At 36.8% G+C, this 15,683-nt stretch carries 14 protein-coding genes; all 14 read right to left on the bottom strand.

The window, feature by feature from the left end; all coding sequences use genetic code 11:
• Nucleotides 1-2,959 (bottom strand): phage tail spike protein (locus ACODS7_RS27755; RefSeq protein ID WP_488828092.1); only part of this gene is annotated, 2,959 nt, incomplete at its 3' end.
• Entirely contained in the window at nucleotides 2,956-4,437 is a 1,482-nt protein-coding gene (locus ACODS7_RS27760; RefSeq protein ID WP_080353343.1) for a distal tail protein Dit, read from the bottom strand. The genes ACODS7_RS27760 and ACODS7_RS27755, both read right to left, overlap by 4 nt.
• A 14-nt stretch (nucleotides 4,438-4,451) precedes the next feature.
• The gene (locus ACODS7_RS27765) at nucleotides 4,452-8,303 is read right to left on the bottom strand and encodes a phage tail tape measure protein (protein ID WP_049108302.1); all 3,852 of its coding nucleotides are present in this window, start codon (nucleotides 8,301-8,303) and stop codon (nucleotides 4,452-4,454) included.
• A gap of 15 nt (nucleotides 8,304-8,318) precedes the next feature.
• Nucleotides 8,319-8,495: a hypothetical protein gene (locus tag ACODS7_RS27770; RefSeq protein WP_000344046.1), complete on the bottom strand. Its 177-nt coding sequence runs from the start codon at nucleotides 8,493-8,495 to the stop codon at nucleotides 8,319-8,321.
• A gap of 29 nt (nucleotides 8,496-8,524) precedes the next feature.
• The gene (gpG, locus tag ACODS7_RS27775) at nucleotides 8,525-8,842 is read right to left on the bottom strand and encodes a phage tail assembly chaperone G (RefSeq protein WP_049108303.1); all 318 of its coding nucleotides are present in this window, start codon (nucleotides 8,840-8,842) and stop codon (nucleotides 8,525-8,527) included.
• 49 nt (nucleotides 8,843-8,891) lie between these two features.
• Nucleotides 8,892-9,500, bottom strand: a complete 609-nt coding sequence (locus ACODS7_RS27780) for a major tail protein (RefSeq protein WP_049108304.1) — start codon at nucleotides 9,498-9,500, stop codon at nucleotides 8,892-8,894.
• Nucleotides 9,501-9,860: a tail completion protein gp17 gene (gene gp17, locus ACODS7_RS27785; RefSeq protein ID WP_049108305.1), complete on the bottom strand. Its 360-nt coding sequence runs from the start codon at nucleotides 9,858-9,860 to the stop codon at nucleotides 9,501-9,503.
• Nucleotides 9,857-10,294 (bottom strand): HK97-gp10 family putative phage morphogenesis protein, encoded by a 438-nt coding sequence (locus ACODS7_RS27790; RefSeq protein WP_049108306.1) that lies wholly within the window; start codon nucleotides 10,292-10,294, stop codon nucleotides 9,857-9,859. Before ACODS7_RS27790 ends, gp17 begins: the two co-directional genes overlap by 4 nt.
• A complete protein-coding gene (locus tag ACODS7_RS27795) occupies nucleotides 10,287-10,610 on the bottom strand; it encodes a phage head closure protein (RefSeq protein WP_049108307.1) in 324 nt (107 codons plus the stop codon). The genes ACODS7_RS27790 and ACODS7_RS27795 overlap by 8 nt, the downstream gene beginning before the upstream one ends.
• Nucleotides 10,597-10,884 (bottom strand): head-tail connector protein, encoded by a 288-nt coding sequence (locus ACODS7_RS27800; RefSeq protein ID WP_000244593.1) that lies wholly within the window; start codon nucleotides 10,882-10,884, stop codon nucleotides 10,597-10,599. Before ACODS7_RS27800 ends, ACODS7_RS27795 begins: the two co-directional genes overlap by 14 nt.
• A 20-nt stretch (nucleotides 10,885-10,904) precedes the next feature.
• A complete protein-coding gene (locus ACODS7_RS27805; protein WP_488828098.1) occupies nucleotides 10,905-12,077 on the bottom strand; it encodes a phage major capsid protein in 1,173 nt (390 codons plus the stop codon).
• Nucleotides 12,078-12,114: 37 nt separating this feature from the next.
• Entirely contained in the window at nucleotides 12,115-12,825 is a 711-nt protein-coding gene (locus tag ACODS7_RS27810) for a head maturation protease, ClpP-related (protein ID WP_048557635.1), read from the bottom strand.
• Nucleotides 12,812-14,065 carry a phage portal protein gene (locus ACODS7_RS27815; protein ID WP_049108310.1) on the bottom strand — a complete coding sequence of 418 codons (1,254 nt, stop codon included), beginning with the start codon at nucleotides 14,063-14,065 and terminating at the stop codon, nucleotides 12,812-12,814. The genes ACODS7_RS27810 and ACODS7_RS27815 overlap by 14 nt, the downstream gene beginning before the upstream one ends.
• Before the next feature lie 188 nt (nucleotides 14,066-14,253).
• Nucleotides 14,254-15,683: terminase large subunit (locus tag ACODS7_RS27820; protein WP_488828101.1), on the bottom strand; the 1,430-nt coding region annotated here is incomplete at its 5' end.

The raw sequence follows: 15,683 nt of genomic DNA on the forward strand, positions 1-15,683 counted from the left end.
AAATCTTCATGTCTTGCTTATTTATTTCAACAAATCTGTTTCCACTTGTTTTAAGCGTTACCCCTTCTAAAACTTTTCCTTTAATATGATTTGCTGTAATAAAACCTACTAAGTTAATTCTGTTCGCATTCAAAGTAATGTTTTCTTTACTCATATTAAATGCTGCGATTACATCATTTTCTTTTACAGATAGACTAACGCCCTTTTCAGTTAACTGAAGACGGGTTTCCATATCTCTTACGTAAGAATCTTTTGCAAATTGTCCATTTGCTTGCTCTATTGTATATACTTCTTTCTTTTTTGCTGCGGCATTGATACCCTCTTCATTGATAGTGAAACGGTTGTCGATCATAGTCATTTTCTGATTAAATTGTTCCGTTGCAAGTTTATTAGCTAGTTCTCCCAACAAATCTTGTTTATTTTTATCAACTATTTGCTTCAACTCAGGTATCTTAAACCCAGCAACATAATCTTCTACTTGCTTAAGTTCAACTTTACCTTGCAGTGCTTTCGCAGTATTTTCCCATCCAGCTTTCGCCTCTTGTAATTGTTTTCCTTGTTCTGTCTGCGTATTTTGTATGAAAGAGACATTTTGTTTAATAGCAGTTGCATCTTTTTCTACAGTAGCAACACGCTTATCAAATCCACTTTGATTATTTTCTACTTTTGTTATCGTTTCTTTGATACCATCTACACTTCTTGTAATTTCAGTGGTTTTCTTGGTGAATTCATCGGTTGTTACCTGTTCTTCAGGCGCTGGCGTCCAATCCTGTGGCTTATTCCCTTTATACAGGGCAACCCATTCTACAGTTGCCTTTGTAGTATTACTTGGATAGTTATATAAGCTTAACTTTCGTTCATTCCCACTTGTAGTTGCAACAGCTTTAAAGGTTACATACGTTATTCCGTTAGCATAAACACTTGTTGCATATCCAACATTATTCGAACCGCCATTCTGCCAAATCCCAAATTTCTGACCTTGTGGGACACTTCCCTTAATCACAAAAGTATATTCCTCGCCTGCAAAGAAATTTTCAGTTAGAGAATATTGATTGATTAGGTATTCTGTTTTTTCGTATTTAACATTTGAATCTAGTAAAAGGTTGCGCCCTCCAGCTTTATCGTTATTAACCTTTGTTTCTACACTTGTTAGCTTCTCACTAATCTTCCCAGCTTTTTCTTCTATTTCAGTTGTTGTTTTCTTAAGCTCACTTGTTGTTTGCTGTACATCGGATATCGTCTTTTTTGTGCCTTCCACAGTTTGCTCTACTGTATTTAATTTACTGCTTATTTCAGTATCTTTTTTCGTTAACGTTTCGATAGAAGTTTTAAATCCATTAGAATCCTGTTCAAACTGAGTTACTTTCTTGTCAATTTCACCTTGTTTGTTTTCGATATTAGAAATTGTACGACTGACACCCTGTAAACCTTCCTGTACTTGATTGAATTGTCCTGTAGCTTGATTCTGTGCTTCTTGAACCTTTTGATTTAATTCTGATTTTGTGGACTCAATATCTTTATTAACCTTCTCAAGTGTTTCTTTCTTAACTGATTCAACATCTGGTACAACCGATTCCCAAGCTGTACCTGTCCATATTTTTAAAATGCCGGGCTTTCCGTTACTAATATCACGCCAAAGCGTTTTATTAGGTTTAAGACCTGTTGTCGGTGGATTCTTAGCTTCTATAATTTCAACAGTATTATTTTTAATATTCTCTTGTACCTTTTCGGCAAGTGTTTTCGCTGCTTCTGATTCTTTCTTAGCGTTACTTGCTGTTTCATTGGCTTCTTTCACTAATTTATCTAGCTGATCCAACATTTCTTGTTTCTCACCGAATTTACTAAGGATTCGATTGTAAATCTTTCTTAGTTCCTCGTTTGGGTCTACTATCTCTCGATAATCCCCAAATTCGTATTTATCTTGTGCAGGATCAGTGAATGATTCGTCACCAGCAATAACACGAGCTTCAAGATATAGCTTAGGTATGAAGCCTGTATCTTTGATTCGGATTGTATCGCCTTCATTGATTAGTTCATGTGCTAGTCCGAAAATGCGACCAATCGATTGTGCCTCTACTTCATACGAAACTGAAGAATTAATACGTTTTTTCAGTTCTATTTCCATTAATGTCATTAAACGTTGCGGAGTCATATTTAACTCTTCTGTTTCTGGCGTATAAAAACCAAACTTATGCTTACCACGTTCGTTCCATCGTTGAAATGCATCATGATCAACAATATACGGAAGTCCCCTGTTGATACTTTCGATGGTAATTACATTGTCGCCTTCACCTTTCACAAATCCAACTAGTGCTGTACAAATATCTCTTGAATGTTCAATACGTGTAACACCTATCAAATCTTTCCCCAACTCTATTTCTTTACCAGTATCTCGGCCACGCCTTTGAATCATATCAACATACCATCCAACTATTTGTGACCCTTGAACCTCAACGCGATATTGAATTTCTAATTTGAATAAAGAAGCTATTTTCTTTAAAAAAGTTAACGGATCCATAAATTCATCAATGGTCATAGTGTGAAAACCTGCATAATCTGTTTTTCCACGTTTCCATTTCATACCTACAAGAGCCATATCAATGAATTCGTTTACTGTTTTACCTTCTATCCTTTGTGGTTTTATAATGCCTGATTTAGCAATTTGAACCCAAGCTCCTGAAGCATATGTGGTAATGGATCGTTTGTCTGAATTCTTCTCTGTTTCTGTAATGACATATGGTACAACTCTTCCATCGCGAACTTCTTTTAGAACAAGATTTTGTTGTTGTAGTGTAGCTGAATGAGTAGTTCCATCAAAAACAGTGAAATCCAGCATATCAACATTGTTTTTTAGTTCCCAACGCCTATTATCATCCCAATAGTCATTTGGCTGAATAGCTGCAACGATTTGATCTGTTTTGAAATCCACAACATGCAAAATCCCGCTTGGTGTTCTCATCTGTATCTCTCCCTATAACTAACAGTCGCTTTAACATCTGGTGGCATTATATCAATACGATTCTCACCACGTATGATATTTGGAAAATTACTAAAAATGTCTTTTAAATTAATCGCATTTTTACCGTTAATGGTTACAAGACTTTTTTCTGTATCAATTATAATCTTGTCTCCCGTATCAAAAATGTAAGGCGGATTATTTTGAGTATTTAAATTCACTTTCCAAAACTTTAAATCTGAAACGGTCATCGCTTCTACTGGCGGTACATCTTGCCATTGCATAATACTGATTTGAATTTGCGACGCTTTTTCCATGTGATAGTTATTTTCATCCGTCCACCGCACAAATCGTTCAGAATCATCTTTTTCCGTCCCCGGGAGGAATTTCGAAATATACGCTTCCCATACATTTCCTGTTCTAGCTATCCACAATCGCCCTTGATACTGGTTCCAAGTGTTTGGATAATCTCCACTTTCATGAATTAAACTTCTTCTTCCTGGTTTATTATCATAACCGATTACCATTGTTCCGAAGTTTTGTTCAGCTTGCCAAAACACATCAGTCATAGCTATTTTCGAAAGCACTTTACTGTTTTCATCTAATATCGCTATTTCCACTCGACCCATCTCATTGATACGTTTACTTTTACATGTAACATAAGCCTGCATAATAAAATCTTGCACTGGCCCATTAGGTATATTTTTTTTAACAGCTGCACCATTCCATCCTTTTCCTGTCCCTGTACCATAATTAGAGCAATAAAATTGATAACCGTCTGATTTCATTTCACCGACTGGGTTGCCATCTTCCATTGAACTTACTTTACTCCACCCAACAGTGGTAGTCATTTCATCCCATATCAGCCTTTGATTTCTCTCTACAGGTAGTTGCTCTGTTTTCAACGGATAACCGATTCTAAAATAATCACGATTATACGGATACTCACCAAACCATACATCTAAAAATGTACTCGGTTTCTTGGCCTCAATCTCAATAATTGGAGGCGCTTCTACATTACCTTGATTGACGAAAGAAGTAGTGATTTCAGTGGACCAGTTTTGAGTAAACGTATGAGTATTTTGTTTACCTAATTTATACGGCATCGGACAAACAAAAGTAATAACACCTCTGCCTCTATTGACTATTTCGTCCAAATCGACAGAACCATCAATTAATGCTAAATAAGTCCTGTCTAACTCATCATCAAAAATAAGTTCAGCGGGTTGCTCTGTATATAACCAATCCGCTAAATCTTCTTTTAACTTTTGTAAATCCGCCATATCTTTTTTCGCTTTAATAACAAGAGGAACGTCAATACGACGTTCCTCGGTTTCTGTATTAAGTAAAAGAGCCCCTGCGCGATGAGGGACTCTTACTAATCTTCTTTTTACTGGAGCCCATGAAGGGCGTTTTCTTCCAACTAGCATTTGAATATAATCTTTTTTAATATTATTAAAAGTAAAACTTAGTTTCCCCAACGTGCTCACCACCTTTAAAATTCCGCTCTTCTTTTTTGTTCACGATCTTGAAGCTTTGTAGTATAGGTGTAACTTCCGTTTGCAAGCTCTTTTCCATCTAAAACATTGGTCATGTTTACAGTTAAATTCAGTTCCTGTTCTCCACCCGTTCTATTTGGGAATATTGTTTTTGCCGCAGGTGAATTATTATAAGCTAATTGTGGTTGCGCATATCCGTTGAAATCTCTAAATGTATTACGTGGGATACTGTATTGATTCGTTTGGAATCCGAAATCAAAAACAGATGGCATGTTCCCCATTTGTTTCTTAACGGTTCCAACTACATTTTTGGCTGCATCGACAACAAACCGTTTCCCTTTATCCATACCAACTCCAACACCTTCTGGAACCGCGCTACCCACTGGAATCATCACTTTAGATGGACTGTTAATCTCTAGTGCTCCAGAAATAGTCTTTTTAATATCACTTGCAATTCCAGCAGCCTTGCTAAATAGACCTCCTGAAGCATCATCTATTCCTTTTCCAAGACCTTCTATGATTGATTTACCAATGGAACGTAAATTTATAGAACTGAAAAATTTTTCAACTGTATTCCATTTTTCTTCGATACCGCTTTTCACTTCGTTCATCTTATCTTTTACCGCTTGGACTTTTTCGCCAAATTTTCTCGAAACTGTATTTTTTATTTCCTCAACCTTGTTACTTGCAGAGTTTTTCATATCTTCATATTTGTTGGTAACATCCGACCACATTTCTTTCATTTTTCGAATAACATCATCTTTCATAACTTGATATTTCGATTTTACTTGGCCAGTTTCCCAATCTACCTGATTTGCATGTTCACCAGCTTGCGCTTTTGCTTCACTCACAATTTCTTTATGCTTATCTCGAGCTGTAGAAACTGTACTATCATACTGACGTTTTGCCTCTGCAATGATTGCATTCGCTTCATCAGCAGTGATTGTTTTATTTTCGTCACGCTGGCGAATTGCCTCTGCAATTTTTTCATCACGGGTCTTTTTCGCATCCTCAATAACTTTGTCTCTTGCTTTGGCGCTATTCTCTACAACTTCTGCTGCTTGTCTAGCTGATATTTCACTAGCTTGCACACGCATATTTTCCAGGATTACCTTTTGTTCCATTTGGTTCTTACTCATGTGTTCAACTGCAACTCTGTCCATTTCATCTTGTAGAGCTTGTAAAGAAATACGTTCAGACGTTGTTAACTCTCGATTTTCTCTAGCTGCCGTTTGTAGAATTTCTTTAATTTTATTTTCTTTCTCTTGTGTTTTTAGCTTCTCTTGTTCATAGTGCTGATTTAACTGTTCGATTCGTTTATTTTCTTCTTCAGCGGTTAATACATACGAATCAGCAAAGAACTTTTTAAGCCCTTCAATTTCTTTTTGTTGCCTTGCGTTGGTTTTTTCAATGATTGTATTAGCTAATTTGTCATATTGACCAATCAACTTCTGCGACTGTTCTTCTGTTATTACTTCATGATTCAATCTAATTTCAGTTAACTTTTGTCTAATACCATCGGACAGTTTAAAATACTCGCCAAGAACCTTCTTTGTTGAGGAGCTTACTTTCCCTTCTGTATTTGTAGCAAAACGATCTACTGAAGCGATACTGTCTTCAGTTGCTTTTTGATATGCTTTATATGCAACTACTCCAGTTCCGATAAGAGCCGCTGCTACTAGACCAATTGGTCCTGTTAAAACCGCAAGCGCACTTCCTAAGAATCCAACTGCTCCAGCAGCAATTCCAGCAATCCCACCAACTGATGCTAATGCAAGAGATAAAGAACCAATTCCTGAAGCAATCATTCCAAACGCTGCTAAAACAACACCTATCGCTGTAGCCACAGCTGTTAAAGCAAGGACAATACCACCTGTAATTGCTATTGCCTTTTGTACTGGTCCTGGTAAAGAGTTGAATCCATCAACAAGTTTTTGTAAACCAGCAACAAACACACTCACCACAGGAGCAAGTGCATCACCAATTGTCTTTTTCATAGTAGAAAACGCTGAATCTAATAAAACGATTCTTCCTTGGAGGGTATCAATCTTTGTTTTTGCAACATCGGCAGCCGTAACTTTGGACATTGCATCCCACATTTCATTAACCCCTTTTGCTCCTTCTTTAAAGAGAATAGTCGCACCACGAACGGCATCAGAACCAAATAATGTTTCTAACGCCATACTTCGTTGTTGATCTGTTAAATCTTTCATAGACTCATGAAGTGTTCCTGAAATATTTTCTAGACTTTGAATATGTCCCTGTTGATCGTAAAATTTTGATGATAAGAATGCGGAACTTGTTGCTAACTCACGGAATGTTGTATCACATTTATCGTTCCACTTTGTAACTCCTTCAGTTTTCATTACATATTTTTCTAATGCAACTTCGATATCTCCCACACTTCTAGATGCTGGAGTAACTCCATTTTTCACCAGGAAATCAAACCCTGCTTGAGCGTTATATGTGATAAGACCTAAATCACGCATTTTGTTATATGCTTCTTTAGTAGATGGATTTAACCTCATAAGCATCGTTTTTAAAGATGTCCCTGCATCTGAACCTTTTAAACCATTTTGAGCGAATACTGCTAAAGTTGTAGCGGTATCTTTAAACGTCATCCCTGCTCCTGCCGCTACTGCTGAAGAGGCAGCAAGACCATATTTTAATTCACGTACATCAGTTGCCGATGCGTTTGCCGCTCCTGATAATATGTTAGCTGCATCTGCTACTGAAAGATGATCTGCTTTAAATGCATTTAAGGCTGTTGATGCAATCTCTGCCGCTTCACCTAATTCTAGTTCTCCTGCTGTCGCTAAGTTAAGAGCTCCTGCCAATCCACCATTAATGATATCTTGTAAGCTAACACCAGCCTTTATTAATTCTTCAATACCTTTTCCAGCTTCTACAGAAGAATACTTTGTTGTTTCTCCCATGTTAACAGCTAGTTCGCTTAATTTTTTCATTTCTTCGCCAGTAGAACCAGATACTGCTTTAATGTTAGCCATCTGTTGTTCGAAGTTCATTGATTCAGTAACCGCTGATTTTAAACCACGCCCTATAGCGTAAGTCATTCCGCCAAACACCATACCAATTTGCATTCCTGCATTTTGCAAATGATTTCCCAATGTTTCCATACGGTTTCCGAAATTGAGAAGACGATTACCTTGTTGTTCTAGTTCATGATTTGACTGACGTAATTCAGTTTCGAATCGATTAAGTTCAGCGGTAGCTCGATGAATTTGTTCAGCATAATGTTGTGCTGATTGACTTGCTGCACCTTCTTCTGTTTTAGCACGATTGTAAGCGGACTGAAGCTCCCTGATTTTCTCCTTTTGCTTATCTACCATACGAGATAGCACATCAATTTTTGCTCGAGTTTGTTCAGTAGCATTGGTATATCCATGCATTCCTGTTGTAACCGCTTGGAATTCAGCTTGTAAAGACTTCAATGAATTATTTAATTTATCCAGTGCTGTTTGTTGTGCCTGACGATTCACTTGTTTGAGTTCATTTTCAAATCTATTTAAATCAGCAACTGCTTTATTAACTTGAGAAGCATATCGTTGAGTTGCTGCATCATTTTCACCTAATTTAGCCTTATTTTGATCATAGGCTTGTCGTAACGCTTTAACTTTCTCTTTTTGCGCATCAATGAGCCTACTAAGTGTATTCATTTTCGCTTGCGTTTGTTGACTAGCGTTAGCAAAACCACCCATACCTGTACTCACAGATTTTAATTCGTTCTGTAATGTTCTGACTGCACGCCCTGAATTCGCGATACCTTGTCGGAAGTTTACATTATCAAGGGAAAGCCTAACGACCAAATTATTCATTTCATTTGCCATAGTCTCACCCCCTCATTAAATAATGTTTTCTGCCGGAACTTCTATTTCATTAGAGCTTGCATTTTCACTATTTGAATCACCTTGTTCACGACTCTTTTGATTCAGCTTTAAATAATGCCAAATATCCATTTCATTATCGATATGATGATGTTTATATCCTTGACGTAATAAAGAGAGGTAGAGCTCGTCCATAAACTCACTGAACGTTAGCCCTCCTCCCTCTACTCGTTTGGGTTTTCTTCTTCTCCAGATACAGGATTACCACCAGCTGCTTCCACAGTTTCATTTATAATTGCATTAATTACATCTGAAGTTGTCGATAAGAATTTACGGGCATCAACCCCATCCCAATACTGATCTAATGTAAATTGACCGCCATAAACTTTCACCACGAATTGAACCATTTTATCCATATCTTCTGGACCAGGATTGTTTGGGATTTCAGCAAGTTCAGGAGCCTGACGAATAAGGCGGGCTGGAATAAATTCTGGCATATTAAAAGTTTGTTTTTCTTTATTAATCATTAAAGTTAATTTCATAGTTTTTCCCTCCTAAATTTAATAAAAAAGAGAAAGCTTTTGCTCCCCCTTATTTTCCTGCTGGTGGTTGTGCGACTGGTTTTTCATATACTTTATTAAACCAATTATCTCCAACTGATTTTGTAAACGTTGGCTCATCTTCATCTGCTGTAAATTTCGTTCTATCATCAAAATCACGTTCAATAAAGGAACCTTTCAATTTTGTTGTTTGGAAATTCGGTTTATCTTTTTTCGTTTCAGCCTCTTCTTCCTCTTGTGAAAGTTTCCCTTTTAATAACCAAACATATCGATACTTACCATTAGCTTTTAAGAATCGGAAACCAATAGCTAAATATGGTTTCTCACCTTCACGTTTCTCATCTAAAACTCCATCTTTTACTTCTGGAAACCCTTCAATGTCAGCCTTTGTTGATAGAGAAATACTTCGAAGTTCGATTTCCACTTCAGTTTCACCATCAGATTCTGCAATCTCTGATTTTCTGTTATCGCTCCACATAACCTCAGAAGATACTTTTTTAGTTAATTTAACCTTTACTGCACCTTCCATTTTTTTAACCGTACTGTAATCAACACCAGTTGCATCATCTTTCAATGACTTTGCATAAACAAGACTATCTACACCGACAGTCGAACTAATTTTAATAACTTCTCCAGCCATCTATAACTCCACTCCTTTCGCGAATCGCATCGCGTAATGAAAAATTTTTGTATCCTCTTCATATAAATCAGCAACCGCATAACGCGAAAAACCAATACTTTTCATAATTCCATTCACTTTTTGATGGATTGCTGTTGTACTACCCTTTGACCAAATATCGATTTGGAATGTGATTTCACTTTCGCTTTCATCATTATCTGCAAATCCATCTGGTCGATTATCTAATTCAAAAAACGTAATCCGTGGAAACTCTTCAGCATTTTTGGCTTTACGATAATAAACACGTTTTCCACCTAATAAAGAAACAAGCTCCTGATTATTTCCAAGAGCTTGCACAATTTCAGGGCGTAAATTTATCATAAATTCAGCCCCATTTCATTTTTCAAGATATCCGTCATAGCACGTACCGCATCGGCTTTAGAAGCGTTAAAACCTGGTTCTATAAATGGATGTGCTGGCATTTTAGAAGTACCCCACTCTAAAAACTTTCCATAGAAATATGGAGAACGGTCCGCTTTGTCTATTCCAATCTTGATCGTTTTCACACCATTTTCCATTCGTGCCTTCGTAACTCGTATATTATCCAGCAAATGTTGGCCCGTACGCCAAGGTTCACTTTTGGAAGGTTTCTTAGGACTTGAACTCCTCGGTTCACTTCTTTCTGCAATAGCTTTTCGAATTTGTTCACCACCGGCTGCAAGAGCTTTATCTTCTATTTCCTCTCCACGTAACCCCATTTGATTTAATTCAGTAACCAAACGATCAAAACCTAACAAATCTACACCATCAGCCATTCATTCCACCACGCTTCCACATGATTGATAATGTGTGTTTTTCAGTTGGAATAACCGAAAGAATGTCATAAATCGTATTCTTATACTTGATTTTCATGTCAGCATTCACATCTGCGCGAAATCGGATTTCTGTTTCACCCTGCACTTCGCTGTTAGCTGCGGCTGCTTCAAAGTATTTTCTTCCCTTTAAAAAAATAAAAGAGCCCCATACAGTAAAAGAATCCTTATATCCTTCTATTGGATCACCGTCTGGGCTCTTTGCTTCATCATCTTTCACTTGAAATGTAAGACGTTTATCTAATTTACCTGGATTCACTTGAATCACCACCAGAATACTGCAACTGAACTAATATCGATTGCAAACTAAATGCTAATTGTTCTGCTTTTCCAACTGCTTCCCGATTTTCATGCCAATGGGAAATTAAAATACGAGCCGCCAATTTAGCAAGCTCGCTTTTTAAGTCCACATTTTTACTTGTAGCATTTTTAATATAGATTTCAGCTGCTATTACGAAAGATGTAATGAGATCGTCCTCCTCATCACCATCCACGCGAAGATACTTTTTAGCTTCCTCTAATGTTAGTACCAAGAAGGACACCCCCTAGCTTATTAAGCTCCAGTTTTAGGCGCAACCGTAATTTGCCCATACACAACTGCTTCTTGGTCCCATAATGTGACATCTTCACGTTCGATTGCTCGGAATTCAGAAGTATTTGTTCTCCAAGCATTTCCGCCTTCTTTGGTCATATCAATAGATAATTGTTTTCTATCCCAAAGAATAACTGCCTCTTTTAAATCCCCAATAATGAAAGGTGCTTTTCCGTCTTTATCTGTAGCAATTGTTTTATTGGACAACACAATAACGGGCTTACCGGAAAATAACTTACGAGTTGGATTTGTTGGATCTGGTTGAAGTAGTGGACGTCCATTTTTATCTTCTAATTGATCTAAGTAATTAAATCCATCTTGGTTTGTAAAAATGTTAGCTGCTGCTGCAAATATTGGATCTAGTGTAACGTTTAATGTTGTTTTAAGACCGTTATAATCCTTTAAATCAACTTTTGTTAGTTTATTGATTTCTTGTAAAATCAGATAGTTTCGAGTCGCAATAGATTTTTTCGCAATCCATTGACGTAAATATTCTTCTAAAGCTTGATCTGTATCATCTAATAAATCATTTGGCACCGGTAAGAAGCCTGCATAATCTTCAATTGCGTAAGATAAACGATCGAATTCAGGAGAAGCAATTTCTTGCATTGCATTTGGCTTACCATACTCAGATAATGGCGCAAAAGGTGTAGATGCTGCACGTTTCTCTAGCGTACGGGCTCCCTTGTTTGTTGATACAGGTTGTACATTTACATACTGTTCTAAGCTATCAACCGTTTGTTTTAATTGATTAATTGTTGTCGTAATATCTTCTGGAACAATATAGCCGCCATCTTTACCTGAATTCTCAGATAAGGCCGCTTTGTATTCCTGCATAACGCATGCTTCTTCATGGCTTAAATTTTGACCACGGATAGCTTTCATAAATACTTCTTTATACGATGGATCTTCATTTTTAACTGATGCTGGAGGCAAAACTCCTGTTTGTGAATTTACAGGGTCAGAAACTTGGATTTGCATCATCGCTAGATAGTTATCCAGTTCATTTTTCGCGTTTTTCGCTTCCTCAATTTTTGCCTTTGCATCTTCATATTTACCGCTATTGTTAAATTCTTCTGCTTTCGCTTTTAAATCAGCAACTTTTTGACGTAATTCTTGTTCACGTTTATCCATTCGGTATGTCCTCCTTATATTGGCACAAAAAATAGACCTATAGTTCTAACAGGTCTAGTGCATTTTGTATTTTTAATTGTTCATTATTGTCCTTCTTTGGAATAGAAGGAGCTTTTGCTACTACTTTACTAGGTGTTTTTTGATATTTATCAAAGTAATCACTCATACATGCTGCAACTTCCTTTGCTTCCACAACTTCGATATTGAAGTATTTTTCAGCTTCCTCACCACTCAACCAGGTCTCAGCATCTACTAATTGTTGAATTTCTTCGATTTCAATACCTTCTTTTAAGTTTTCTTTGTATACATTCATAATTCCTGACTCAATATTGTCTAAGTCCTCTGCCATTTTACGAAGGTCATTTGCATTACCTACACCAACGGTCCATGGCTTGTGAATCATTAAGAATGCATTGGAGGGAACAACAACGCGATCACCAGCTAAAGCAATAACTGAAGCAATAGATGCTGCAACGCCATCCACATAAACAGTTTTTTGCGCTTTATTTCGTTTCAGCATATTATAAATAGCCAAACCAGCAAACACAGAGCCGCCACCACTATTTACATAGATATTTAAGTTACTTTTATCATCCAACTGACCTAGAATATTTTTCACATCATCAGGCATAACGTCGGAATCGTCCCATTTCCATCCAGTATTATTTATGATGTCACCATAAATGAATAAATCCGCTGAAGAATCTGTTTGATTTTTAATAGTAAACACATCTTTAATTGTCCTCACCCCCTTTCTGCTGTAAGTTCCCATTAGCTTTTGCTAATTGGTATTCATCCGCAATTTCAATGGATACATGGTTTAAATCTACACGATGTTTGTCACCATGTTCTCCGATTCCATCCATATCTTCTAGTTCTAGCACTTTATTAATTGAGAAAGCACCAGCATCCAACATAATTTTATAGAATTCTGCTCGTGATTTAGAATCAGCGCGAAGTAAACTTGTTAGATTAAACTTTAAATAATATCTTTTTTGCTCATTAAATGAAAAAGCTTTATAGGAAAATTCTTCTTCATACTGAATAAGAATTGGGCTCAATGTATTTTGAATAAAGTCCAATGCCTGTTGTTCAATGTTGGAGAAAGTAGCACGATCCAACTCATTAATCATGTGCAAAGGAATATTAAAGATGTTTGCAATCTCACCTTTATCAAATTTCATACCTTCAATAAATTGTGCATCTTTTAAAGGCATACCCACCTTTTCAAATTCTAGTCCAGCATCTAAAATGGCTATTCTTTGAGCGTTATTTAATCCCGTATTCGCTTCTTCCCAAGCATCACGAAGTATTTCTTTTGCCTCTTTACCAAGTGTTTGTTGCGTTTTTAATATCCCACTATGGGCTGCGCCATTTGTAAAGAATTTTCCTTTAAACTTTTGGGCCGCCTGTGAGCTACCTATAGACTCCCTTGCAATTTGAATAGGCGGTTTCCCCTTTAAACCATCAGTAGATAATGTGGTAAGATGAATAATGTCATCATCAGGTATTTTTATAGGTGTACCGTCTGGCAAACTAGTGAAATACCATAACTTATTAGTCTTTAGGTCCACAGCGGGCGTTGTAACAGCTGGATTCAGTACCCATAGTTCTTTTGGTCTTCCATCCACACCCCAATGAATATTGATGTAGGCATTCCCCCATGTATTACGGTGTGTTTCGATTAAATGTTTGAATTTAAATGGACTTTGATAAGGGTTTGGTCTTCTTTCTAGAACAAAAGACACTTGATGTGCCTTATCCCGTTCTCTTCCTTTCGCTGTCTTTTTAAACGTTTGAAACGGAAGCATCGCAACACTATTTGCAAGGATGTTAATACATCGATAAACCGTCGGAACACCTAAAGAGGACTCAACCGTTACCTTTTCACCGCTTGCGGCTTGATATCCAAATAAGCTTTTAAACCAAGGAGAAGGATTTTTTAAATCTGTCGTGTCCTGATTCCTAAATAAATGCCGAAAAATCAAAAGTTTCACCTCCTTTCTATCTTCTTATCATCACCACCCCCAACATTGTGAGAATAATCCCTAACAGATACCATCCATAAATCGGATTAACAAAAAAAGTCGTCCCTACAATAATGGACAACCCTGAAATCAATAGAATATCTTCTAAAATACCTATGAAAAATAGTAAGAAGCGCATGTAATTCCTCCTAGAATGAGAAATCTTGACTTAAAATATAGGAATTTAAGTCCATCTCACCAGAATTAAGCATACAGCGAACATGTGAGTTAATTACAGCCGCTATCGGGTCAATTCTTTCTGTTGCTTTTGACTTGTCCAACATAATGTTTTCGTTAGCATCCTGTTTTGTTATAGCATTACTAACAGCCCAATTTAATACTGGATTGTTATTATGAATGACTTTTTTCTGATAAACTTGTTCACGAAAATCCTTTGTAGGACCTGATAAAGTCGCCATTCCCTGACGTATTTCCACCACTGTATATCCTTCTGCTTCCATATCTTGCATGAATTGCGTTGCATTCCAAGGATCAGCGCATATTTCTTTTATTTTGAATTTATTCTCTTTTTCCATGGTCTTAATATGTTTTTTTATATATTCATAATCAACTACTGCACCAGGTGTTGTTGTAATCCACCCTTGCTGTATCCAAAGATCATACGGAACTTTATCCGTCTTTCTTTTCTCATGCAAAGTATCTTCCGGCATAAAACTATGACTAATTACGACATACGTATCATCCTTTTTAAATTCAAAATCTACACTTGTTAAGTCAATTTTTGCTGATAAATCGACACCTACTGTGCATTCTAACCCTTTTAATTCGGATAACTCCACAGTTTCTTTGCAATCTTTCCATTTTTGCATATCCATGTAGCCATTTTCTTTCATATCCACCCATCTATTCATGTTTTTCGTGAGATAATTACGCATTTTCTCAGGTACATCAAGGGCTGACTGAAGTTCTCCTTTTAAAAAAGTACGCCCTTCTTCATAACTACATAGGATTGGATTTGCTTTCTCCCACACTTCTGCATTCGTAATCTCATCACCTTTATCTAATTCATTAACCATGACAAAGTATTCTTCGTTTTCAATATCAATATTAGTGTCCAAAATCTTAGAAACATATTGATACTCCACACGATAGCATGGATGACTCAAGTTGAAACCAGCTGTTGTTATAATCATCATAAGTGGATTCGGACGAGCACCCGAACCTGACACCAGAACATCATAAATTTCAGAAGTAGGGTGGGCATGATATTCATCAATAATTCCGCACTGAACATTCAGTCCATCACCAGATTTCCCTGCATCTTTTGATAGCGCTGAAATAAAAGAATCTGTTTTGAGGTGTTCAATTTTCCCATACGCAATATTGAATTTTTCTTTTAAATCTTCACAACCATTCATTTGTGCTTTAATTTCGTTCCAAACAATTTTACTTTGTTCCGTTTTCGTAGCTCCAATGTATACTTCCGACATATTTTCACCAAATGCCATTGCTTCATATGAACCAACGCACGCTAAAGATTGTGACTTTGCATTTTTACGTCCGACTTGCCAATATGCCTTTTTAAATCGACGTAACCCTGTATTTCGGTGCACCCATC

Source organism: Bacillus sp. FG16, from assembly GCF_057809515.1.

Coding starts and splice junctions, on each gene's coding strand:
- ACODS7_RS27765 (WP_049108302.1), bottom strand. CDS start 8,303: ATGGCAAATGAAATGAATAATTTGGTCGTTAGGCTTTCCCTTGATAAT.
- ACODS7_RS27770 (WP_000344046.1), bottom strand. CDS start 8,495: ATGGACGAGCTCTACCTCTCTTTATTACGTCAAGGATATAAACATCAT.
- gpG (WP_049108303.1), bottom strand. CDS start 8,842: ATGAAATTAACTTTAATGATTAATAAAGAAAAACAAACTTTTAATATG.
- ACODS7_RS27780 (WP_049108304.1), bottom strand. CDS start 9,500: ATGGCTGGAGAAGTTATTAAAATTAGTTCGACTGTCGGTGTAGATAGT.
- gp17 (WP_049108305.1), bottom strand. CDS start 9,860: ATGATAAATTTACGCCCTGAAATTGTGCAAGCTCTTGGAAATAATCAG.
- ACODS7_RS27790 (WP_049108306.1), bottom strand. CDS start 10,294: ATGGCTGATGGTGTAGATTTGTTAGGTTTTGATCGTTTGGTTACTGAA.
- ACODS7_RS27805 (WP_488828098.1), bottom strand. CDS start 12,077: ATGGATAAACGTGAACAAGAATTACGTCAAAAAGTTGCTGATTTAAAA.